Source organism: uncultured Aquimarina sp. (assembly GCF_947492965.1).
In the GTDB taxonomy this organism is placed as follows: domain Bacteria; phylum Bacteroidota; class Bacteroidia; order Flavobacteriales; family Flavobacteriaceae; genus Aquimarina.
In genome coordinates this window covers 90,014-113,395 of the sequence record NZ_CANLOZ010000010.1, presented here as the reverse complement: position 1 = coordinate 113,395, position 23,382 = coordinate 90,014, and the positions used below count along the sequence as shown (strand labels likewise).

The window sequence follows — 23,382 nt, the reverse complement described above, 5'->3', positions numbered from 1 at the left end:
ACAAGATGGGATTAGATTCTGTAGAATTGGTAATGTCTATCGAAGACAAATTTGGAGTAACTATTCCAGATGCCGAATATGTAAACATTGGTACTATTCAACAAATGGCTGATGCAATCTTTCAAAGATTAAAGCTGGAACCGAATAAGAAATGCTTATCACAAATAATTTTCTATAGAGTAAGACGTGCTTTTGAGGAGTTTGGTAACGAGAAGCAAAGTATTTCACCAAATACTAAAATGATCGATTTACTCAACAAAACTGATCTAAAATCTGATTGGATTAAATTAGAGAATCGAATTGGACTAAAAGTCCCAGATTTAGTTGATCTAGATTTTAACAGTACTTTGAACAAAGAAGTTCGCTTTTTAGGTTTCAAAATATTTGATCGAACGGAACCTGTAGCAGAAAATACTTTGCGAAAACTTACTGATTGGATTATTTCAATGAATTTCGATGAATTGATTCCCATCGAACGTATTTCGAGTAAATACGAAATAGAAAGAATTATTTGTGGAATAACGGAGGATAAAACCGGAGTTCCGATAAGTGAAATTGAATTGCATCATTCCTTTACAAATGATCTGGGAATAGACTAAATAAAAACGCTGTACAACAACATATATGTGATCATAGCAGCTAAGTGATCAATCCAATGGTTATTGTATTTTTTTGATAAGGCGCAATGTTTGCAAAAAGTTAAAGTTAGCAACCAATGCGCAGAAAAACCGAAAAGCAAGGTAACATTTTGCCCTGCTACGACACATATATTAAACGTTATGCAACATCAGAAAATTATATAAATGAAAATAAAATTACTAATTGGGTTTGTACTTCTTCCTATTTTGACATTTGCCCAAGAGAAATGGACATATCAAAGTGATAGTCTATATAAGATCAATAAAGTTAAATCTAGAAAGTGGTATAATGGAAAAAAACTGAAAGCCACAACATTTTATAATAGAGATGGAAAAATGGTCAAGTTTCAACACGAGCCGTTTGTTGGTGGAGAACAAAGAACAATTTATTTTGAATATGATAAAAATAAAAGGTTAGTCAAACAAGTGGATACTACAAGAAATGGTAAACCTGACGAAAAGGCTTTGAAAAAATTTAAAAGCTTAGGACTCGACCTTTCGTCCAAAGCTAAATCAGCCAAACCCGAACTAGAAATTTCTGAGTTTAAAATAGAATACAAAGATGGAGAATTAAAAAAACTGACCAAATACTATCCTGATGGAAGCCTAAATCTAGTTGACCATTTCGAAAATAACGGCAAAATACAAACACGAGAATGGTATCGAGATGGGAAAAAGTATCGTGAAACTACAACAGAATATATTAATGATTTCTATAAAGAAAAATACTATGGCTGGGAAATACGTTCTAATTCTAAAAGAAGGGAATGGAATTACACTTACGAGTATACTTATAAAGATAACGGGCAAGTAAACCAATTCATTCGTTTTGACAATAACGTTCAAAAAGAAACAACGGAATTTACATATGATGAAAATGGATTACTTACCCAAGTGAAATATTATACCACAGAAAATTTTGAATATGAATACTATAAATAACATTGCATAACACTATATAACAAAACATAGCTGCCCTTTTGGTCAGCAACGTTTGTTATATTTACCGTTGTAGTTAATTACAAATAAATCTGAAAAAAGTAAAGGCTAAATGAGTTATCGGATTTTAATTTTGATTATGCTTATATGGAGTTGCAAAAGTAATAAAGGAGCTCCTCCAAAATTAGAATATAATGATCCTCTACTTATTCGATGCGACTCAATAAAAAAAGTTGCAAAACTTGATTTCAAAAATGGAGTTAAAGAATATGATATACTTGGAACGGTTGAAATGTCTGAATTTGAGAAGTTTTATTGGAATTTCATGTTGACGAAATATCAAATTACAATTAAAGCTAATGATCAACCTTCTTTACTAGAAGAATGTTATGCTGAATCAATGAATTTTGAAATTGAAAAAAAATATGGAGATGATTTTATTGAAAGGACTATGAAAGAAGCGCGAGCTGAATTTAAAAAATAAAAACTACCTACAACAATATATATGTGATCATAGCAGCTAAATGATCAGTCCAATGGTTGTTGTATTTTTGGTAAGGCGCAATGCTTGCAGAATGGAAAAGTTAGCAACCAATGCGCAGAAAAATCGAAAATCAAGGTAACAATTTACTCTGCTACGACACATATATTAAACGTTACCATACATTTTGAACAAACTATGAATTTAAATTTTAAAACTATTACTTTAATTTTATTAAACTTAATCATATTATTAAGTTGTAATGAAAGTGACGATCCAGAAACTGAATTACTGACATTTTTATGTTGTAAAGAAAATCCATTCTTATCTCAAAATATTGATAATCTAGATCAAAGTAATGGAGAAATAAATGTTTCCCCAGTGTTCACACCTAATGGTGATGGTTTCTATGATAGATTCGGAATTGAAAACATAGATCTTTACTCACCCAATTCTGTAACATTATTCAATTTGAATGACGAAATTGTATACTCAACACAAGACTATAGTAATTTTAATAACTTCCTGGGAGGAAATGATACCAATTTAGAAAGTGGAACTTATAAATATAAAGTTGTTGTTGAAAATGAACAAACCTTTTTAAAATTTGGATATGTCTGTATTGTTAAGACTCCTGAGGATGGGGATGGATTTAGCTTTAGTTCGGAGTGTTCTTTAATTGATTTTTTTGATCCTATTTTAAGATAAAAACATATGGTAACAACATATATGTGCCATAGCAAATTCGAGTTGAATCGATAGTTCAATGTATATTTGGTAAGGCGCAATGCTTGCAGAAAGTAAAAATTAGCAACCAATGCGCAGAAAAATCAAAAAGCAAGGTAACATTTTGCTCTGCTACGACACATATATTAAACGTTATCCGTGCATTTTAGGAATCTGAAAAGTAGAACGAAAGCAACGAACGGTTAACCACCCAATGACCAGAGTATTTTTGTGATAGTTAAGGACTAATCGAAGAAAAAGCGATTGAAAAACCAAAATTGAGGAGGATTACGGAGTAGCAACGTGCTAAAAAATCACTTTTTTGGCTGACCAACTACTGACGAAAAAAAGTTCAGGTTCATTCGGTAAGGTCTGTCTCCTACTCTAAGATTGCAAGGTGATCGCGAGAAAGAAAAATAAAATTGACGGAGTAATTACGCAAGTAATATCACCTTGCTTGGCTAGTCTAGTAAGGTTAGTGACGGAAAAAAGAACGCACGATAACACGATATATGTGCCATAGCAGCAAAGTAATCAATCGATTGGTTATTGTATATTTATGAAGACGCAATGCTTGCAAAAGGTAAAAGTTAGCAACCAATGCGCAGAAAAATCATAAAATAGGGTAACATTTTACTCTGCTACAACACATATATTAAACGTTGTGTGTCATTTGAGAAAATCGTAAATGAAAAACATTATAGAAATAAAAGGAGCCTCTCTAAATGACGTGAAACAGGCTTTGGAGAATTGGATAAATTTATATTCTGATAATTTTCATTCAAAATTAAACTTTAAGGTTTTCGAAAAAGGGATTGACATACAAATAATAATAGCTGACAATCTTCTTGAAAATGAACATTTTTTCTATTTGGTAAATTATCTCGAATATCCAGAGGGAATTGAATACGATGTGGAAATTAAAGGTTTAACTAAAGGTAAAAATATAGACAAAAGGTTAAATGATAAGGAACTTATGGTTTACATATCAAAAAATGATAAGGAATTTGACAACGTTTATGTAGTAACTACCGATAACAAACATTATAAAATTGATTTTGGAGGTAAAATTACCCAACAAACCGACAACAAATTTTATTCAACAGTTGATATAAGTAATTTAAAAAATCCTTTGACTCTTTCAATAAAAGCAAATAACAAAAAGCTTAAAGAGGATAAATCAGAATTAAAGATTAGTAAACGATTTAAAATTGTTTATTACATTTCAACAATAGCGATCTTGATTCATTTTTTTGTTCCCTATTTGACAGATAGTGTTGAAATAATTGAAAAATGGACTTTATTTACTGGAATGGGAATCGGACTTTGGTTTTTTATGGACTATGAAATGTTGAGAATAAATGACTTTTATATTAAAAGCCTTTTGGTTGCAGTTGGCTTCTTTTGTTATGGTTATTTATTCAGGTATTATTATCAGGAAAACATATCTGATTTAAATAGTGTAAGTTTCATTTATCCTTTATCGCTACTAATAGTTCAATATCCTATCAGGCAACTATATAAAGTGATTTTTAATAGAGAACCTGAAGTAGATAAACACGGAAAATTTACTGATTTGATTTATACAATGATTTTGTTTTTCGCATTTGCATTGCTTCCATTCATCATATTCGATTATTTAAATAAATAAAAAACGCCACACAACAATGGCTATAATTAATACGGGTTTGGTGTTTAATCCAAAGTTTAGTGTATTTTTATGAAGTCCGCCAAATCTTTTTGATTTGGCTTTAAAATGAAAAAATTAAAACAAAATAAAAAGTTTTGGCTAAGTTCTTAATCGGAAAGTAATCGCTTATTAAATCCCGTACTAATCATAGCCGAAGCCGTTGTGTATAATGTTGAGAAACATCGAGAATTAAACAAAATTACCGATTGAATTAAACGTTTATGAAGTAAATAAGTCTTAAAAGAAATTAGAATAAATCATAAAATGAAAAACACTTTATTTATACTATTAACTTTGACATTCTTGGTGGCTTGCGAATCAAATCAAGAAAAAAAAGGTCAGCAAGAACCAAATGGACAAAGACCTTCTTCTGAACAAATAATTTCGGAGATGGACAGTAATGAAGATGGAAAATTATCGAGAGATGAAGTCAAGGGTCCAATAGCAAACGATTTTAATAATATTGACAATAACGATGACGGTTTTTTAACTTTAGAAGAACTTAACAAAGCAGAAAAAAGTCAAGGAAATAGACCACCAAGACAAACAAATACAAATACGGATTTATCAAATGAAATTGATATAACTGTTAAAGTCAACCCTGTAAATACAGATTACTTCATAACAGAAAACATAATTGGTGGAATTCAAGAACAAATTGTGGAATTAAACGGTATTGAAACATTATGTTATGTAATCAAAACAAATTCTCAAGCAACCGAACATCAAATGGGACCTTGGTGTCCAAGACATATAGAAGACGGAATGGAAAAAGCTGGAATTTGGTTTAAAGATGATAAAGTCTATGATGTTTCAGGTCATTTTATTGCCAACCTTGACCAGTTCTATAGCGATGATAAATGGAAATTATACAGAGAAGATGGAACAATTAAAGTTACCAACACAGAAGAAGGTTGTTTAGCCGCTGCAAAACCAGAAGTAGAGGAAGAATATCATAACTATTGTGTGGAATGTTTACCAGAATATTTCAAAGAACAAATAACAACTTTTGTAATTCCTGCAACCCCCAAATATCTAAAAACTACTCAAAGCTTTGGAAGAGGTGGAATAGGACTTGCTTTTAATGGTGTTAATTATGACCCACCTGCACCAACACACGCAATATTAGCAGCTCATACAATTGCACCTTTAGATGACCACGGAGGACACGTAAATCCTCACGGAGGTTATCATTACCACGCAGTTACTGGCTCAACGAAAGAAATTGCTCAAGCCGATTCTCACCCGCCAATGATTGGTTATGCAATTGACGGATTTGGAATTTATGGATTGACAGACAAAAACGGAAATAAAGCGACAGATTTAGATGAGTGTGGTGGACATTTCGATGATGTAAGAGGATATCATTATCACGCTGGAGAACCTGGAGGAAACCAAATAATAAAATGTTTACACGGGTTACCAGGATACACAGAAGTAAAAGAGTAAAAACACTATACACAACAATGGCTATAAGTAATTGCTTGTTCTCGCCTACATCTGAAAATCCTCGCGGATTTTCAGTTTGGTGTGTACTTGCAAAGTTAAGTGTTAAACCACGCAACTACTCATAGCCGAGACCGTTACCTGCAAGCCCAAAAATTATGTTTCAAAATCATATAACAGTTAAAAATCGACATAAGAAGTTCATAAAAACGGTATGCATAACGGAAATAGTTTATGAATTGAAAAATAAAAAAGGATTTGCAACTTCAAGTTCTGTCCATTACGATGACGAAAATAGAAAACCTATAAGAGTTATTTGTTTTTGGGCAGAAAAAGCGAGAGCAAAGTCTTGTATAAAAGACGGATGGAAAAAATATGAACCGATTGAAATTCCATTATCTGAATTTATGGAAAACTGGTGTGTAGGAATGGAAAATGACGGACTTTTAATCGGAACACAATTTGAACAAAATATGTTCGGATTTGAAGCAGAACCTTTGGAATTAATAATAGACTTATCAACTGAATTAAAATCAATCGGAAAAGATTTGAAATTTCGAAAATTTAACGGTATAACTGACTTAGAAAAACAAGTAAAAGAACTAATAGAATAAAAATATATATGAAATTATACAGACCTCTTTTTTCTGTAATTATAATTCTCATTCAACTAAGCCTATCTGTATTGGCTCATTTTGATCATATTAGGTCTATGAAAAATTGAAAACTGAAAATCCAGAACTATGGGAATTAATTAGCTATAAAACTACCTATGACAGTTTATTTTTATTTGTTTTGATTATTGGAATTTATGAAATGACAACGAAACCTAGTTTATTTAAAACTTTTGTGCGAGTATTCCTTGTTTGCATAATTCTTGGAACGCAATTTTCTGGAATAATACCAATAAAAGACTTTTACTTTGGTGTATACAATACAGCTTGGTTCTCTGCGGTATTAGCCTTTATTTTAATTTTAACCAGAACCGGAATAAATATTATATCTCGGAATAAAATAAAAAAGCCAGCAGGTAACAATGTATAAGAAAACATAGGGCTTTTAGGCTAATCTAATGGTCTGTGTTTTTTAGTAAAGTCGCCAAATATAAAATTTGGCATTTTCAACAAAAAAGATAATAGCAAAATATTTATATTTGGCTTAGTACCAATCCGAAATGTATCGCTTATCACCTGCCCTACGTTTCTTATACTGAACGTTATCCGTGCATTTTAGGAATTTGAAAAGTAGAACGAAAGCAACGAACGGTTAACCACCCAATGACCTTAGTATTTTTGTGATGGTTATTATTAAATCGAGGAAAAGGCGATAAGAAAAACCAAAATTGAGGAGTATTACGGAGTAGTAACGTGCTAAAAAATCGCTTTTTTGGCTGATCAACTTCTGACGAAAAAAAGTTCAGGTTTATTTGGTAAAGTCTGTCCCCTACTCGATGATTGCAAGGTGATCGCAAGAATAAAAAATAAATTTGACGGAGTAATTACGTAAGTAATATCACCTTGCTTGGCATCTTTGCTAAGATTAGTGACTGAAAAAAGAACGCACGATAACACGATATATGTGACCATAGCAGTTAAGTGATCAGTCGAATGATTGTTTTTTTTGGTAAGGCGTAATGCTTGCAGATGATAAAAGTTAGCAATCACTGCGCATAAAAACTCAACACAGAGGTAACATTTTGCTCTGCTACGACACATATATTAAACGTTAGACACAATAAAAGCATTAATTGAAAAACGTAATCAAAATATTTTATTTTGGACTATCTATAACCTGTTTCAATTGTGGACTAGGTGAATGGGATGTTACTCTATACGAACAAAAGATAGAAGGAACTTCTAAAGTGATTTATGAATACGACGCTTGGGGAGGAAGAGACTCACATAGCTCAGGTATCGTAATAATAGACTCGACAAAAAAATTTCAAGTTAACTCATCGAAAAAAATACCAATATCATATTTTACCGAGATTACTAATAAAACTCGTATTAAAGCTGTAAAACTAAAAAAAGCGATTAATAATGATAGCATTTCCCTAAATCCTTTGAAAAAAGAAAATATTGAGATAAAGGATATTAGTTTGGAGATAGAACATTATGAGCAATATAATGGTTATTCAGATTTAGGTTGTATTTTAAATACATATAGTTTTCAAACATTCAAAGAAACAAAGGACAGTCTATTTCTCTATGGTTTGAAAAAAGAATTTGGTAATAATTTAGCAGGAAAAACAAGTATTGGCTTCAAAAAAGGAAATATTAAATTGATTACCGACTCAATAGGAAAATTGAATAGGTTAGAAATTAAAGAATTAATAATAAAAAGAGGGAACAAACGTAAATACAAAAAAGGAACTGCTGAAATAACAGAACGAATTAAAAATAGTCCCGTTGTTTGTTTGAGAAGATATCATTTTAAACCTCTAATAGAGATTAACAGGGATGACTTTACGGACTATGGAATATTTAAAAGAAAATAAACTACTGTCCCTAACAACATATATGTGTTCATAGCAGCAAAGTAATCAATCGAATGGTTCTTGCATTTTTGGTAAGGCGCAATGCTTGCAAGATGTAAAAGTTAGCAACCAATGCGCAGAAAAATCAAAAAACAGGGTAACAATTTGCTCTGCTACGACACATATATTAAACGTTATCAGCAATATGAAATCTCGTTAAATACCATAAATAATGAATAATTATATAAAAATTTTAATTCTGATTATTTTACCTTTTACTGTTAGTTCAGCTTATTCTCAATTGAATAAATATAATTTTGAAGAGTATAAATTTGATTCTCAAGAATCTTTGGAAGGGGCTAAAGAGGATGTTTTATCCGTTGCAAACTTACTCCTAAAACAACCTATAACTGAAAAAGAAGAATTAAGGTATGAAGCTGGATTTTTCCTTAATGACTGGATGAAAAATATTGATAACTATAGTTTCGGAACTGGAAATTTAAAAAATCTTTTTGACGAAAAAATTGAGCTAATGATAATCTCAATGGCCTCTCAAATAAAATATTGTCTGGAGAATAAGAAAAATAATAGTTATGAGATTGAATCAAGGCTAGGGATTTGGAAAATAATAACTGAATACATAGAAAACCCAAAAAACAAAGTTAAACTGACAAAAAAACTTAAACGCCTTATAAAAGCAAAAAACGAGAATAAATTAGCAGAGTTTTTGGATGCTAATGAATAAAAAAGTTGGTAACATTATATATGAAATCAGAGCAATTTATCGCTAAATCGAATGGTCATTTTTTTTTGCAAAGGCGCTAAATTTTTATAAGTTAAACAAGAAATAAAAACGCGCAGATGAATCTATTGGTTTAAGATTGCTTGCCTTGCTCTGATTCATATATTTAGCGTTAGCACACATCAATAAATTGGAATGAAAAGAAAATTAATATTTTTCAGCCTTATTTTAATTATAACCTCTTTTAAAGTGGTTAAAAAAGACATATGGATCTGGTTTCCAAAAGAGATCGGAATTGTTGAGAACTGTATTGGACGAGAGGTAGAAACAACAATTGAAATAAAAACTGATTCAAGAAGAAAAGTTGAAATCCATTCTTTCAAATTAAGTGGACAAAATTTCCATATGACTTCAGAAAATCAGATAATTGAACCATCAGACACAATAATATTAACGAGAAAAAAACCGTTATTCTTAAAATTGCGCTATAATATTGAATCCAAATTGGATTATAGTTTGTTCAAATTCAAGACAAATAACGAAAAGTACAATAACAACACTGTTAAAATCAGTTATGGTGTTTTACAAATAAAGTCGGACCAAATAAAAGATAGAAAAGAACATATAATTGACATTTCTAACAATTGTAAAGACAATATTAAACTGGCTTTTCCATATGGTGGAACGGTATCAAGTGTAGCTATTTATAGAGATTCAACAATAATTAAGAAGCCCATAAAAACAACATCTTATATGATGATGGACGATAATAATTATGTTGATTTTTCAAAATCAGAAATTGGAAGATACTATGTTGAATTTGGAGCTTGTCATTGGAGAAGTGATTTTTGGATAACAATAAAATAAACGAGTGCTAACAATTTGTATAGTGCATATGCTCCCTGCGGGATGCTACGATACTATACACGGAACGATACAAGCAAGGATAATTGATGAGGATACTCAAAATCATATTTTTGGCAATACTTTTATTCTATGTTTCATGTAAATCAAGCAAAGAACTTGTTGAAGATATCAAAGAAATATCCTACTATATTGGAAATATAAGAATTGATCAAAATCTATCAAATTCCATAATCGAAGGAACCTTAAATTATGGAGATGATTTAAAGAAAACCGGAGGCTTTGAATATTACCAGCATTTTTGCCCTGATGATAAAAGTTTGGTTTGGTTACAATATTCACAATCTACTAATACTAATCTAAAGGAAAATTTCTTTTACAAAAAAAATGAATTGGTTTATGCAGAAAGCTATAATCCTGAATATGAGAATGACAAAAAAACAATATTCCTGAAAAATGGAAAACTCATTTATGAGAATAAATCTGACTTTACAAATTCTGAAAAACTAATAAGAAAAGGAAAACAATTTTTGACCGAATATAAAAAAAACTTATAACACGATATATGTGGTCATAGCAGCAAAGTAATCAATCGATCGGTTTGTTTATATTTATGATGGCGCAATGCTTGCAGAATGGAAAAGTTAGCAACCAATGCGCAGAAAAACCGAAAAATAGGGTAACATTTTGCCCCGCTACGACACATATTAAACGTTAGCATTAATACATAAAAAATTGATTAAAAAACTCATTTACATACTGATTCTTTTACCCATAACTTCTTGTTTAAATGATAAACAAATAAAGTCTGGATGGTGGAAATATGGTAATGGATATCATATTGGTGATGTTATAAGTTTTGAAAGATATGATTTACGAAATGACACGTTATTTTTGGAAAACACTCCGAAAGCAATATTATCAAAACGAGAAGGAAGTTATTTCGGTTTTACGGATAGAAAAATAACCATCAAAGATTTAAAATCTAATAAAACGGGAATATACTATCAAAAAGGAAAATCAGAATAATAAATTTGAACAATGTGTAGATAGGCAATGACAACATATAAATCTCATTATGAATGTTTTAATTACAGAAAAACATTTAAACGAAGTCTACTGAGTGATATTAACGGAGGACAAAGTAAGGATGAAAATCAAAATGCAACTTATCTCTATAGTATCCCTAAAGAAATGAAAACGGGTTCAAAAAAGAAACCTAAATATGATGCTCGGAATGCCCAAATATATTGGAATGAAAGAGTTATCCAAATCGATGAGAAAATTGAAAAAGTAAAAATGCTAACACTGTATAACAAATTATAGTCTCCTTCGGCAGACCACGATTGTTATACTTACCGTTACCATACATTAAAAAAATTAAATGACAAACCAAACAAATACCAAAACGGAGTCTAATATTGGAAGTAGGATTTTAGCTGGATTTATTGACTATTTGATTATTTACATATTTTTCTTTGCTTATGTTTATACTTACGGGGAACCAGATCCAGATGGTGGTTATTCTGTGAATGGATTACCAGCGTTGATACCTATATTGTTTTGGGGATTGATGACAATCGGACTTGAGCAATTGTTTGGAGCTACTATTGGGAATTCAATAGTAGGATTAAAACCGATTTCAATATATGGAATTTCCAAAAATTTGTCATTTGGACAATCCGCGCTAAGACATTTGTTTGATCCGATCGATATGTTCTTTTTTGGACTAGTTGGAATTCTAACCATACAGAACTCTGAAAAAAATCAGAGAGTTGGTGATATCGTTGCAAAAACAATAGTTGTAAAGATTAAAAAAGAAAAATAAAAACGTATGATAACAAGGTGTATAGCTAATTGCGGCTGAATTCCTTAAACGGAATTCATTGCAGATTTGCTACTTTAGTGATTCATCGGAATGTTTCCTTCGGAAAATTCCACAACAAGCCATACACAGAACGTTAGTAAACATATGATTAAACGGAAAGAAATAATATATTCGGATTATTCTGGAGATTATATAAAAAGGCTAATCGAAAGAGAATTATCAACTGAACCTAAATTAGAGATCAATCTAATTAAATGGTTTAAAAAATTCGAAAAACATATAGAAGATGGAAAAAAGTTTAGTGGATCTATCCAAGGTAATAAGATAAAACTTCATTCAAAAACAGTTTTGTATTGGCCAAAAACAATTATTGAAATAGAAGAAGGAACAAAAACAAAATTGACTTTAAACTATAGACTCTATTGGTTATATGTATCAGTATTTATTTTCCTTGTTATTATGTCTATTTTAATGATTTTTGAATCTGGAACGATCCAAGTTAATGACATAATTATACCCTTAATTATCTTTGGTGTAATTGCTATGTTCGGAAGACGGCTTCAAAAGAATACGAAAAAAATTTTAACGGAATAAAAACACATTTGCTAACACGATATATGTGATCATAACAGCTAGGCGATGAATCGAAAGGTTATTGTATTTTTGATAAGGTTAAATGCTTGCAAAGAGTAAAGTTAGCAAGCAATGCGCAGTTTTAGTTGAAAATAAGGTATCTTTTTGCCCTGCCAAGACACATATATAAAACGTTATGCTTAATTAAAAATGACAGGAAAAGATTTACTTTATAAATACCTTGATTATAAATATTTGTGGTCAAACTCGGACAGATTAAATGAAAAGCCCAGTATTATTAGACGACAGCAACTAAACTCATTGTTAGATGCTTTTGGTCTTTCTAAAAAACATGTGAATCCTTTGGTGCAGATGAAATACTTCCTATCAGGAAGAAAAGAAGAATTAAATCGTTCACAGCATTTAAACAAATTATCTGATATACAATATTTTGAGCAAGGAGAATTTCTAAATGATCGAGAATATGATGTAAATAAAGAATTAATTATACGTGCTTTAGACAAAATAAAAGAGTTATATAAAAATCCACCCGAAAATAGAATGAATAGACCAATTCATATTGGATGGATGTTTAATGACCTAATGAACTTTAGACAAGAAATATTTAAAGTTGCTTATCCATGGGGAGGAATGGACGAAGGTTTTGCTGTAGGATTGATATATAGTAAGTATCTTCAAAGCGAATTAAAGAAAACTATAAACGAAAATCTTAATAAAATTGACGAAACTTTATGGTTAATAATAGATCCTCAAAAAAGAGAAATTGACTTGGAAACTATAAAATCCGAATTTCAATACCCTGATGTGGATTTAGAAGAAATTGACCTAAATTGGAAAATTGAAAATTATTAAAAAAAGCATAACATTTTATATAATGCATATCCCACCTTCAGCTGACATACGTAATACAGAAGGAACGTTAGCTTCCATTAAAAGAAAAAGGGACTTTCTGATTCAAAGAGACTTTATACAATGGTAATCTTTATAAATTTATCAATTAGAAAGATAGAGCCATGTTTCAAGCAGAAGTAAAAAGTAAAATAGGAGAAGATATCTCAATATTATTGCGATTGGATAATCATCCATGGAATTATTTATGTGAGTGTGGAGATGCGAGCAATTTGACCGTAAAAGAATTACAAAATTGTAAAGCTATATTTATAAGTCATACGCATATAGATCATTTTGTGAATTTTGATTCAGTTTTAAGGCATCAAATAGGAATTCAAAGAAGAATTATCATATGTGGTCCAAAGGGAATAGCGAATCAAGTTCAATCAAGAATAAAAAGTTATACCTGGAATCTTATTGAGAAAGGTGCAATAACCTATGAGATAAGAGAATATGTTTTAGAAGGAAGGATAATAATCTATGAAATAGAACCTCCAATATGGGATTTGGTGAAAATTAAAGAGACCGAAGGAATGGTAATATATGAAGATAAATCGTTTAAAGTAAGCTCTATATTATTAGATCATAAAATACCTACATTAGCCTATAAATTTCAAGGGGAAGATGCTATAAAAATAGATATTGAATCTAGTGGATTTAGAGGAGGTAAATGGGTGAGAGAATTGAAAGAGGCTTTTGAAAAAGATGAAAGGGATTTGATTATTTCGATAGGAGATAAAGACTATAAATCCGAAGATTTATTTCATTTACTACATGTTCAACAAGGAGATTCGCTAGGAATAATTATGGATCATGCAGCAAATGAAGAAAACCATAAAAAGATAAAACATCATTTTTATAGGTGTAGACAAGTGTTTATAGAAAGCTTTTATAAAGCAGAAGATAAAGAACAAGCGAGATTAAACTATCATAGCTATTCGACCATGTCTGGCAGAATCATGAAAGAGAGTGAGATTAAAGATCCCATTCCTGTTCATTTTTCGAGGAAGTATGATGAAGATGAAATAAAGGAACTGATTAGCGAATTTGAATTAGAATTACAAAACAAAACGGAAGCCGACAAAAGCTAAAGCGTCAATTGCCCCTATGCGTTGTAACTGCGTTTAGTAATGCCGTTAGCAGATATTAGAAATGAAAGACTACTCCATTCAAATTGAACGTATAAAATCTAAGCTGTTAGAAGCGGCAAAGGTGGACAAAGGCCTTAAAGCTTTTGGCGCAAGTAGCCATAAATACAATATACATAAACCCGTTAGTATTGAGGAAGTAAATACTTTTGAAAGAAAGTATTCGATTAACCTTCCTGATTGCTATAAATCATTTGTATTGCAAATCGGAAACGGAGGAAAATCATATGCTAATTCAGGAGCTGGACCGTTTTATGGAATATATCCATTGGGAGATGGTGTCGATGAACTTGTTTATAAAAATACAGAAAAGTATATTAAAAATGAGTCAATACTTCACCCTAAAATGACAAATGATTATTGGTCGAAAGTAATTGAAAAAATAGAGATTGATAATATTTCAGATAGTGAATATGAAAAAGAACTAGGTAAAATATTCGGTGGTATTTTACCAATTGGTTCCCAAGGATGTTCGTATTTGCATGGTATCATTCTTAATGGTACACACAAAGGAAAAGTAGTAAATATAGATCAAGATCTTCAAAAACCACATTTTACTTTTGAGGACAATTTTCTTGATTGGTATGAAAGATGGTTAGACGAAGTTATTTCTAAGGATTTGTTGATTGAATCTCCTTCATGGTTTGGGTATACAATGGGAGGATCCGAAGAAAAACTACTAGAAGCATATAAAAATGGATCTAGTGATATTGCCAAGGAAGATGCGCTCAACGGTCTGCTAAAAAAGAGAACATTAAATTCTTTTACTCTTGACTCAATTGATAAACTTTATCTCAATACTTCTAAAGAAAACTCTAAGCTATTACTTCAAATATTAGTAAAACACAAACATAAAACTTGGAAAGAATATTTAACTAAACAAGGTAAAGATGATCTCTTAACAGTATTCCAATACATTTTTTGGTACGATAAAGCAAATAGTGCGAATTGGAAAGAATATATTACCAGCCACATTAACCAAATTACTAATCCTGAAACGTTTCGATTTTGTACATATTTACTTCAAGAATGTAATTTTGATTATGGTTATCTTATCAAAGGGTTTATTAAAAATACTGATAAAGATATTAGATCAACAGTAGTATATTCTCTCGGTCAGTTGAGTAACAAAAAAGATTATCTGGAGACTTTCATTATTGGACTAAATGATGATTCTAATAAGGTTATTCATTCATCATTACAAGCTCTTTCAGGAATAAAAAATGAGAAATTACTTATTCATTATAAAAAAATTGCAGATCGTTTTCCTGTTGAAAAAGATTATATATTATCAAATTTGAAACAAAGGCTTGCAGAGTTTAAAATTGATTTAAATTGGATTAGAAAAAATGATCTAAATAAAATTCCATTAAAAAGTGATAAAAAGTGGTATCAAATATGGAAATAAAATCGCTAACACTATGTAAAGATGCATTAAAAACGCGTTTTATATTAAACATTGCACAAGTGCATATAAAATTATAAATGGAAAACTTTCAACTAATTTTTGGAATAATAATACTGACTCTTGTTGGTTTTGTTATTTATAAAAATGCTTTTAACTTTTACAGGATTTCAAATTTACCGAAAGACAAAGTTAAATTTGATATCATAAAACCCTTATTTAAAAAAATAGCTAAAGGAGAAATCCCTGAACCGAAATTATTAACGAAATATGCATTTGATATTAAGACTAGAGAAATAACGTATCAACTTCTTAAGGAATATAATAGAATTGATTTGTTTCCAAAAGAGTTTAACACCATAGAAAAGGGTGCTGAAACTAATTTAGTTAATTGGTTAGATTTTCCAGGAGATTTGGAAAAAGTTCCTGACGAAATAGAATATATTGAAAAGGTTAATATTGACGATAATGGAACCCAACTTTATTATCACACATATAAGTTTAAAGTTTATGAACCTTCTTATGCAGCCAAATGTGGGTGGATGATCGGAACGGTAGGCCCCTACTCTGATGTTAGCGTTCCCTACGAAAAACCAAAAGTGATTTCAAGTAGATTTGTTAAAAGTAAATATGGTGAAGTTACCCCTAAAGAAGAAGTACTTTGGACGCATAATAATATTTACCTAAGAGCGCCAGTACACAACAAGATATATGAGTCATAGCAGCAAAGTAATCAATCGATTGGTTTGTGTATATTTCTGAATGTATAATGCTTGCAAAATAGAAAAGTTAATAACCAATGCGCAGTTTTTGTTGAAAACAGGGTAACATTTTGCACTGCTACGACATTTATTAACCATTAGCAGAAGTTAAAAACAAAAGTTATGAGTGATTTCTCGGGTTATGAGAAGATGCCAAATAGTTTAAAAAAACTTGGATTAAATGAAAGCGATTTTTCTAAATTAGAGAAATTGAGTTGGGTTGTTACTGAAAAAGTGCATGGAGCAAATTTCAGTTTCATCTATGATCAAAGCACTTTGAAATATGCAAAAAGAAAGGATTACCTCTCTTGGAATGATGACTTTTTTGGTTTTCAGCTTATTGTTAATAAATTAGAAGATAATCTTCTGCAATTATTTGAAGATTTAAGTACTCTAATAAAAGGTAGTAAGTACATTATTTATGGAGAATTATTTGGTGGTAAATACCCTCATCCCGATATTGAGCCTGACTCAAACGTTCAAGCTATCCAAACAGGAGTTTATTATTCACCAACCATAAACTTCTGTGCATTTGATATTGCAATTGAAGTTAATAGTTTAAATTCTAAATATTATCTTGATTATGAATCATCAGTTTCATTCTTTGAAAAGTATGAGATATTTTACGCAAAACCTTTATTGGTTGGAAAATTTGGAGAAGCATTAAATTTTGATACCAGAATTAATTCTGCAATTCCAAAGCAATTGAATCTTCCAGAATTAAAAGAAAATCTAATTGAAGGTGTTGTAATAAAACCTTTTAATCAAATAGATAATAAGAGTATACCATTTAGACCAATAATCAAACTAAAGAATAAGGAATTTGATGAAGAAAAAAAATTTCATCAAGCAGAAAAATGGACATACATTCCAAATATATCATCTAAAACTGAAGACTTATCATTCATATTAAATGAACTAAGAAACTACATAACTGTAAATAGGTTAGAGAGTGCTATTTCTAAAATAGGTGCTTTGGATTTCACTAATGAACAACGAATTATTGATATCAAAAATGAATTCTTTCTTGATACATTAGTTGACTTTAATGAAAACAATAAAAATCTATTGGAAGAATTATCTGATGACGAAAAAAAATGGATTAATAAAAGAGTGAAATCTGAAATAAATAAGAAAATAACTGCCAATAAAACTATGTAAAAATGTAGTGAAACGTATTTTACGTTTAACGTTTTGTGTCATTTAAAAAAAACTAAAATTAATATGAAAGCAGTAGTTTATGAAAAATATGGTCCACCAGAGGTTCTCAAACTAACAGACATCGATAAACCTAAACCTAAGGATAATGAGATTCTAGTAAAAATACATTCAGCTACTGTTACTTCGGGAGATGTTAGGCTTCGAAGTTCTGATTTTCCACCTTTGTTTTGGCTGCCTGCTAGATTAATTTTTGGACTGTTCAAACCAAAGAAAAGAATTTTAGGCCATGAATTGGCTGGAATCGTTGAAGAAATTGGGAAAAACGTAACTGAATTTAATGTTGGTGACAGTGTATTTGGAACTACAACAATGCTAAATTCAGGTTCATATGCAGAATATATATGCTTGCCTCAAAAATGGAAAAATGGTGTGATTGGTTTAAAACCAGAAAATTTGAGTTACCATGAAGCTGCAGCGTTACCAATTGGAGCAATGACTGCAATTTACCTTTTAGAGAAAGCTAGTTTGAAAAACGGACAAAACGTTTTAATTTATGGAGCTTCTGGAAGTGTTGGAAGCTATGCCGTACAAATTGCAAATCAAAAAGGTTCTTATGTAATAGGTGTATGTAGTGCTTCGAATTTCGAAATGGTAAAATCTTTAGGTGCCTCAAGTCTAATAGATTATAAAAAAGAGGATTATTCCCAGAGAAATGAGAGGTTCGATATTATTTTTGATGCTGTTGGAAAAACGACAAAATCAAAGGCAAAAAAGGTGCTTAAAACTGGAGGTGTTTTCGTTTCAGTTAAAATGCTAACAAAAGAAAAAAATGAACATCTTAGATTAATAAAAGATATGGCTGAAAAAGGAAAACTAAAACCATTTATAGACAAATCCTTTACTCTTGATGAAATAGTAAAGGCTCACGAATATGTTGATAATGGGCGAAAAAGAGGAAATGTGATAATTGATATATTAAAATAAACGAATACATAACTACGGCTAAAAGTAATTGTATGTGCTCTCCTACTTTCTAAAATCCTTGCAGTTTTTCAGTTGGTAGGTGCTTGCCAAGTTAAGTGCTAATCCCTGCAACTACTGATAGTAGAGACTGTAGCAATAATTAAGAAGTTTCAATTTTGATATCATTAATAAATATGAAAAACATTCAATTCCTTTCATTTACAATTTTCTTTCAAAATATTTCTTTTGACCGATTTCATGGAGTTGAGAATAATTTATTAAACGCAACTATAAAGAATATTATAAATATTGCTAACTAAAATATATGAAATTCAGAAATATTTATATCAGTAATTATAAATTATTAACCTCACTACTAATTGGATTCACTAGTCTTAGTTCAGCAAGCTTTTTCCTATATTCAAAAGTTATAAACTTCATAAAAAAAGGAGACATATCTGATACTGACAATATATATCAAGTTATGGAACTTAATTTATATCTTAAACTTGTAGAACCTATAGTTTTTCTGTTGGTTATTTATTTGGTATTAAAATTTATAAATAACAATAACCTCTATTTTTTATCTTTATTAATAACAATACTTTCAACAGGAATATTTATAGGTATTCAATATCTAACTTTTAAGGAGCTTTATATATTGGAAATTACAAAAACAACGACATCCTTTTTTGTATTAATATTTACCTGGATTGTTCTTATTCAAACTCAAAAAGATAAAATCAAAGCCCTTAGTACCGGTTTTTTATCATTCCTAATTACTAAAGATTTTTTTAATTTCATACAAGTTTATATAAATGAAAACACATTTGAATTACTGAGTTTTATTTTGTCTATCTGTTTTGCTGGTTTTATTTCAATATTATTCAGCTACATCCTTAAGATTAGTTTTATGCTACTCAGAATAAAAAACAATTAAAAAACTATTTATGCGATCATTTCTGATAAGTGTTCAATCGATTAGTTATTGTATTTTGATAAGCGCAATGCTCGTAAAATGTAAAAGTTAGCAACCAATAAGCAGTTTTTGTTAAAAGTAGGGTAACATTTTGTCCTGCTAATACACATAAATTAAACGTTAACATTAATAAACTGAATGGAGAACGAATTTAAAGAAGTTATGTCCCAACGGACTAACGAAGAGTTAATAAAAATACTGACGGTTGAAATAGGTAAATATCAGCCTCTCGCAGTCGAAGCAGCCGAATTGGAAGTAAAAAAGCGGAATATTGACACCTCAGATTTTGAACAAATCAGAGAAAAAGCTTTTGCTGAAAAGGAACAAAAAGAAAAAGTTAATTCAAATGTTGTTGGTTCGGGGATTCGATTTGTGAACTTTTTAATTGACTTTATCGTATGGTTAGTTTTAGCATTTATGATAAGTTCCGTGATAGGATTTTTTATTCAACCAACTAACCAAGGAATAATTTCATTAATTGGATACATTTTGATTTTTGGAACATTTATCGCTTACTATGCTATAATGGAAATCAAATTCCAAAAAACAATTGGAAAATTCGTCACAAAAACAAAAGTTGTGAAAATTAACGGAGAAAAACCAACCGATAGCGATATCATTGCTCGGACTTTTTGCCGATTCATACCATTCGATAGGATTTCGTTTCTATTTGTAAAAAATGGAATTCACGATTATTTATCAAAAACGACGGTTGTAAAGGATAAAACTGAATAAAAACAAAACTACAAGATTTATATAATCATAGTAATTAAGATCCAAAACTACTCATAGTCGAGGCATTTGTGTATAATTTTTTAAAATAAAAAGGAATATGAAAGAAATAAAATACCCAAAATCATTTTCACATATTGGAATTACAGTCCCTGATATTCATAAAGCCGTAAACTTTTATGAAGAAATTATGGGATGGTACTTAATTATGAAACCATCCGTAGTAAAAAAAGAACGAGATACAGCAATTGGACAAATGTGTATAGATGTTTTTGGAGAAAATTGGGAAGAATTCGAAATAGCACATATGTCAACTTCAGATGGAATTGGAATTGAACTTTTTTGTTTTCCTAACGGAGTTAAAGAAGCACCTGAGTTTAATCCGTTCAACACAGGATTATTCCATTTTTGTGTCCAAGACCCAGATATCGAAAATCTGACTAGAAAAATCGTCGATGCTGGTGGAAAGCAAAGAATGCCAATAAGATCATATTATCCAAATGAAAAACCGTATAAAATGGTTTATGTAGAAGACCCATTTGGAATTGTATTTGAAATCTATACTCACAGCTATGAATTAACTTATTCATCAGGAGCTTATCAAGAATAAAACTATATACAATCATTTGTAGAATTCGTTGTTAGTTAAAGCCTACATAAGAAAGTACTTGTGAATCTTCTATCTATGATTTATTTGCTAAATTTAGTAATTAAACCCATAACGAAATCACACACTAAAACAGTTTATCATTTCTAAAAAGCTAAACTAAATAAGATGTTTAAAGAATACAACTATATAGATTTTCGTGAGTTTTTGATTTTTCCTTACTACTTAAAAATCGGACAAAAAAAAAGTTCCGAAAGGTGGCTGAGAGATGAGTTGGCATTGATTGATTATCACTCAGAGTTTATTACACAATATCACTATGTTAAATGTGAGCATCTAGAGTTCTTTTATTTTTGTTTTAAGTCGGTAAGTGCTATAGATGAGAAACTCTTTGAGGATTTCATCAAGTTTGGATGGAGAGGTGTTGTATGGGCAGCTTGGATCAGTTGTATTACACCATATCCTGAGGAATATATGACTAAGCAATTACAAAATATAGATTTTAATTCACCTTATAATGATTGGCTTGTAAATGTGGCTTTAAATATTCTAACTGGAAATAACAAAAACGAAGGAATATATCAATGCATGAATAAATTTCGAAATTATATGGGTATGATTCCTCGAATAGAAGTTCCTTTGAGACCATGGTATAACAAAGAATATTTCAAACGAGCAGCGGAGTTTCAACGCAATCTGAAGAATATATATATAAGTGAAGGAACTGATGCTGCAATTGATTTCTTCCATCAAAACATGTGCTTAACTTATAATGTTGACTATAAAACATGGGTGCAAAATTTATCCAAAAAACAATAACACGCAACAATTTACATATCACATATGCTCCCTTCAGGAAGCAAACATACTACACAAAAAACGTTAAGTATCTTAATTCAAAATCATTATGAAAAAGAAAATCATCCTACTATTCATATTCTTAATAAGTTCTTTGAGCATATCTGCACAAAAAGATTATTCTGAAAAAAAACAAATTGAAAAAATTAATAATATTTTGTCCTCCAGTATTGGAAAAACGAAATACACTTTTTCCATATCCGGAAATGATTTAGTTGTATCTGGCACAGGTAAACAAACCTTCCCAATCAATAAAATCTCAACAAAAAAACTTAAATTTAAGAAAAAAGGTGAAGTTAGTTTTAGTGGAAGAAAAGGTAATTCTTATCATGTTTATATGAATCCGAACGAAAAAGGGCTTTATGTTTATAATTCTATATTTAAAAAAAAGAAAAAACAGCTAATTTTCTTTTTTAGTCACGAAAAAAAAGAAACTATTGAAGAATTAAAAACATTAATTATTGATTTAGTTAAAAAACACTCAAACTAACATTTTATCACACAAAAATAGATGGTATTAAAACATCTTTAATTTGAGCTATCATATGAAGTAAAAAAGTAAATACTTTAAAAAAAGAATCGGTTCAAATCTGGATCTTGACGAAATACAAAATACTCTACAAGTAAAAGAACTATATACAAAAAAGTATTATACCGATTAAGCCCAAATCTAACCGATTTCCGAATATAGAATGATATAATTATAACTCACATTCTATATCATTGGAAATAGGCTACATAATAAAACATTTCACAACAAATATTAATAAAAATGAGAAAGACTATCTACATTCTTTTACTATTTACAAGTTTAAACAGTTTAGCCCAAGAATTATTTGAATATGATTTTGATGAAAATTTAACCCTAAACGTTATTGACAATTCAGAAGAAGGAGAAATTGCTAACGGTAAATTCGTAAAAGGAACATTTGAAAATGAAACTATTGTTTATTTAAAGTCTAAAAAGAAAGGGTTAAAAAACGTTAGCGGGAAGAAACTAGAAAAACTTTTTGAAGGAATTAAGGATGGCGCTTTAAAAGCTAGTAAAGGAAAATTAATTAGTGAAGGAATAATAAAAATTAATGAACTTGATGTTTTAAATTATAAATATTTTATAAAACAGAGCGAAGAAAAAAAGATAATAGAAAACTATGTCTTTGTATATAAAGAGAATATCTACACAATTCAATTTATGAATAATAAAGACGAGTTTAACAAAAACACTGAATTTAGGAAGCGAATAATCGAGTCAATAAAATTAAAGTAAAAATTGTTTTTAAAACTATAAATATGCGTTCGTAACAACAACACGATCAATCAAAAGGTGCAATATTCCTGACCAAATGGAATAATTTTATTTCGAAAAATTAGAAAAAAGAAGTTTTTTTGTTGAAAACAGGGTAACATTTTATCCTGTTACGGAATGTATCTAAAACGTTAGTTATTATCTAAA

The 23,382-nt window shown here is 30.0% G+C and carries 26 protein-coding genes and 1 pseudogene; all 27 read left to right on the top strand.

Annotation, left to right across the window (positions count from 1 at the left end):
• Positions 1-11: 11 nt before the first annotated feature.
• Positions 12-599, top strand: a pseudogene (locus Q1B37_RS20790) (phosphopantetheine-binding protein); the annotation flags it as partial.
• A gap of 204 nt (positions 600-803) precedes the next feature.
• On the top strand, positions 804-1,580 hold the full coding sequence (locus Q1B37_RS20785) for a hypothetical protein (RefSeq protein WP_299902071.1): 777 nt from the start codon (positions 804-806) through the stop codon (positions 1,578-1,580).
• A gap of 109 nt (positions 1,581-1,689) precedes the next feature.
• Positions 1,690-2,061 (top strand): hypothetical protein, encoded by a 372-nt coding sequence (locus Q1B37_RS20780; RefSeq protein ID WP_299902068.1) that lies wholly within the window; start codon positions 1,690-1,692, stop codon positions 2,059-2,061.
• A 195-nt stretch (positions 2,062-2,256) separates the two neighbouring features.
• Entirely contained in the window at positions 2,257-2,766 is a 510-nt protein-coding gene (locus tag Q1B37_RS20775; RefSeq protein WP_299902065.1) for a gliding motility-associated C-terminal domain-containing protein, read from the top strand.
• A gap of 706 nt (positions 2,767-3,472) precedes the next feature.
• Entirely contained in the window at positions 3,473-4,435 is a 963-nt protein-coding gene (locus Q1B37_RS20770) for a hypothetical protein (protein ID WP_299902062.1), read from the top strand.
• 303 nt (positions 4,436-4,738) lie between these two features.
• Positions 4,739-5,923 carry a YHYH protein gene (locus Q1B37_RS20765; protein WP_299902059.1) on the top strand — a complete coding sequence of 395 codons (1,185 nt, stop codon included), beginning with the start codon at positions 4,739-4,741 and terminating at the stop codon, positions 5,921-5,923.
• 155 nt (positions 5,924-6,078) lie between these two features.
• Positions 6,079-6,534: a DUF2750 domain-containing protein gene (locus Q1B37_RS20760; protein WP_299902056.1), complete on the top strand. Its 456-nt coding sequence runs from the start codon at positions 6,079-6,081 to the stop codon at positions 6,532-6,534.
• A gap of 106 nt (positions 6,535-6,640) precedes the next feature.
• On the top strand, positions 6,641-6,964 hold the full coding sequence (locus Q1B37_RS20755) for a hypothetical protein (protein WP_299902053.1): 324 nt from the start codon (positions 6,641-6,643) through the stop codon (positions 6,962-6,964).
• Between the two features lie 703 nt (positions 6,965-7,667).
• Complete coding sequence (locus Q1B37_RS20750; RefSeq protein ID WP_299902051.1) at positions 7,668-8,417, top strand: hypothetical protein; 750 nt, start codon at positions 7,668-7,670, stop codon at positions 8,415-8,417.
• Between the two features lie 211 nt (positions 8,418-8,628).
• Positions 8,629-9,141 carry a hypothetical protein gene (locus Q1B37_RS20745; RefSeq protein ID WP_299902048.1) on the top strand — a complete coding sequence of 171 codons (513 nt, stop codon included), beginning with the start codon at positions 8,629-8,631 and terminating at the stop codon, positions 9,139-9,141.
• Between the two features lie 192 nt (positions 9,142-9,333).
• The gene (locus Q1B37_RS20740) at positions 9,334-10,005 is read left to right on the top strand and encodes a hypothetical protein (RefSeq protein WP_299902045.1); all 672 of its coding nucleotides are present in this window, start codon (positions 9,334-9,336) and stop codon (positions 10,003-10,005) included.
• Positions 10,006-10,115: 110 nt separating this feature from the next.
• Positions 10,116-10,559 carry a hypothetical protein gene (locus tag Q1B37_RS20735; protein ID WP_299902042.1) on the top strand — a complete coding sequence of 148 codons (444 nt, stop codon included), beginning with the start codon at positions 10,116-10,118 and terminating at the stop codon, positions 10,557-10,559.
• Between the two features lie 178 nt (positions 10,560-10,737).
• The gene (locus tag Q1B37_RS20730; protein ID WP_299607245.1) at positions 10,738-11,031 is read left to right on the top strand and encodes a hypothetical protein; all 294 of its coding nucleotides are present in this window, start codon (positions 10,738-10,740) and stop codon (positions 11,029-11,031) included.
• Between the two features lie 27 nt (positions 11,032-11,058).
• Positions 11,059-11,328: a hypothetical protein gene (locus Q1B37_RS20725; protein ID WP_299607246.1), complete on the top strand. Its 270-nt coding sequence runs from the start codon at positions 11,059-11,061 to the stop codon at positions 11,326-11,328.
• A gap of 58 nt (positions 11,329-11,386) precedes the next feature.
• Positions 11,387-11,830 (top strand): RDD family protein, encoded by a 444-nt coding sequence (locus Q1B37_RS20720; RefSeq protein WP_299902039.1) that lies wholly within the window; start codon positions 11,387-11,389, stop codon positions 11,828-11,830.
• Positions 11,831-11,974: 144 nt separating this feature from the next.
• Positions 11,975-12,424: a hypothetical protein gene (locus Q1B37_RS20715; protein ID WP_299902036.1), complete on the top strand. Its 450-nt coding sequence runs from the start codon at positions 11,975-11,977 to the stop codon at positions 12,422-12,424.
• Between the two features lie 189 nt (positions 12,425-12,613).
• Positions 12,614-13,276 carry a hypothetical protein gene (locus tag Q1B37_RS20710; protein WP_299607251.1) on the top strand — a complete coding sequence of 221 codons (663 nt, stop codon included), beginning with the start codon at positions 12,614-12,616 and terminating at the stop codon, positions 13,274-13,276.
• Positions 13,277-13,437: 161 nt separating this feature from the next.
• Positions 13,438-14,406: a peptidase gene (locus tag Q1B37_RS20705; RefSeq protein WP_299607253.1), complete on the top strand. Its 969-nt coding sequence runs from the start codon at positions 13,438-13,440 to the stop codon at positions 14,404-14,406.
• Between the two features lie 61 nt (positions 14,407-14,467).
• Entirely contained in the window at positions 14,468-15,871 is a 1,404-nt protein-coding gene (locus tag Q1B37_RS20700) for an SMI1/KNR4 family protein (protein WP_299902033.1), read from the top strand.
• A 77-nt stretch (positions 15,872-15,948) separates the two neighbouring features.
• On the top strand, positions 15,949-16,590 hold the full coding sequence (locus tag Q1B37_RS20695) for a hypothetical protein (RefSeq protein WP_299902029.1): 642 nt from the start codon (positions 15,949-15,951) through the stop codon (positions 16,588-16,590).
• A gap of 189 nt (positions 16,591-16,779) precedes the next feature.
• Positions 16,780-17,790 (top strand): RNA ligase family protein, encoded by a 1,011-nt coding sequence (locus tag Q1B37_RS20690; RefSeq protein ID WP_299902026.1) that lies wholly within the window; start codon positions 16,780-16,782, stop codon positions 17,788-17,790.
• Positions 17,791-17,853: 63 nt separating this feature from the next.
• A complete protein-coding gene (locus tag Q1B37_RS20685; RefSeq protein WP_299902024.1) occupies positions 17,854-18,774 on the top strand; it encodes an NAD(P)-dependent alcohol dehydrogenase in 921 nt (306 codons plus the stop codon).
• Between the two features lie 1,096 nt (positions 18,775-19,870).
• A complete protein-coding gene (locus tag Q1B37_RS20680) occupies positions 19,871-20,467 on the top strand; it encodes an RDD family protein (protein ID WP_299902022.1) in 597 nt (198 codons plus the stop codon).
• 97 nt (positions 20,468-20,564) lie between these two features.
• A complete protein-coding gene (locus tag Q1B37_RS20675; protein ID WP_299902019.1) occupies positions 20,565-21,074 on the top strand; it encodes a lactoylglutathione lyase family protein in 510 nt (169 codons plus the stop codon).
• Between the two features lie 165 nt (positions 21,075-21,239).
• Positions 21,240-21,890, top strand: coding sequence for a hypothetical protein (locus Q1B37_RS20670; protein ID WP_299902016.1), 651 nt, complete (start codon positions 21,240-21,242; stop codon positions 21,888-21,890).
• Positions 21,891-21,978: 88 nt separating this feature from the next.
• Positions 21,979-22,419 (top strand): hypothetical protein, encoded by a 441-nt coding sequence (locus tag Q1B37_RS20665; protein ID WP_299607267.1) that lies wholly within the window; start codon positions 21,979-21,981, stop codon positions 22,417-22,419.
• Between the two features lie 282 nt (positions 22,420-22,701).
• On the top strand, positions 22,702-23,196 hold the full coding sequence (locus tag Q1B37_RS20660; RefSeq protein WP_299902013.1) for a hypothetical protein: 495 nt from the start codon (positions 22,702-22,704) through the stop codon (positions 23,194-23,196).
• Positions 23,197-23,382: the final 186 nt, after the last annotated feature.